We start from the raw sequence: 576 nt of genomic DNA, 5'->3' as shown, positions 1-576 counted from the left end.
CGTGATGATGAAACGTCGCAACTTGTCACCTGCCGGGTGAGCCCTAGAATGGGCGTATTTTACCTCCATCCTCTTGTTATGTAACGGGAATTCTTGGAAGACGGTTCATTCAGTTCACGGAACCAGGTAACAGTTAATAAAAATCAATTAACGCCTAATTTATATTGTATCTGATTATGGCCTATTTGGCGAAGAAGTAAGCGGCCTGAGGCGAGATAAACTTGTGCCTCACTCGACGTAGGCTTGCGTTCATAATCTCTACTCAGCCGACGTGATCGGCCAAGCCATGCAAATGTTCGCTCAACGACCCAGCGGTGGGGTAAAACATGGAAACCTTTAACCCCTTTTTTCGGTAGTGCCACAATCTATATGATCTATTATCTGACTGGATTTATTCAAACATGAATCACTGCCCTACTTGCAACTCTACCAAGATCGTGAAGAATGGATTTAATGCAACCGGAAAGCAAAACCATCTTTGTCGGGAATGTGGTCGTCAATTCGTGCTTGACCCCTTGGTTTCAGATATTTCTGAAGAGACCAAATCGCTGATTGATCGACTGCTTCTTGAACGGA

At 44.4% G+C, this 576-nt stretch carries 1 protein-coding gene and 1 pseudogene; one reads left to right on the top strand and one right to left on the bottom strand.

Annotated elements, in window-relative coordinates; all coding sequences use genetic code 11:
• Positions 1-143: 143 nt before the first annotated feature.
• Positions 144-338, bottom strand: a pseudogene (locus CKO27_RS24080) (transposase); the annotation flags it as partial.
• Between the two features lie 63 nt (positions 339-401).
• Here CKO27_RS24080 and CKO27_RS24075 point away from each other — a divergent pair.
• The coding region (locus tag CKO27_RS24075) for an IS1 family transposase (protein ID WP_200377400.1) at positions 402-576 on the top strand (175 nt) is incomplete at its 3' end.

It is taken from the genome of Thiocystis violacea, from assembly GCF_016583575.1.
In the GTDB taxonomy this organism is placed as follows: domain Bacteria; phylum Pseudomonadota; class Gammaproteobacteria; order Chromatiales; family Chromatiaceae; genus Thiocystis; species Thiocystis violacea.
The sequence above is the reverse complement of the archived record's forward strand: the minus strand, read 5'-3'. Positions and strand labels throughout refer to the sequence as shown.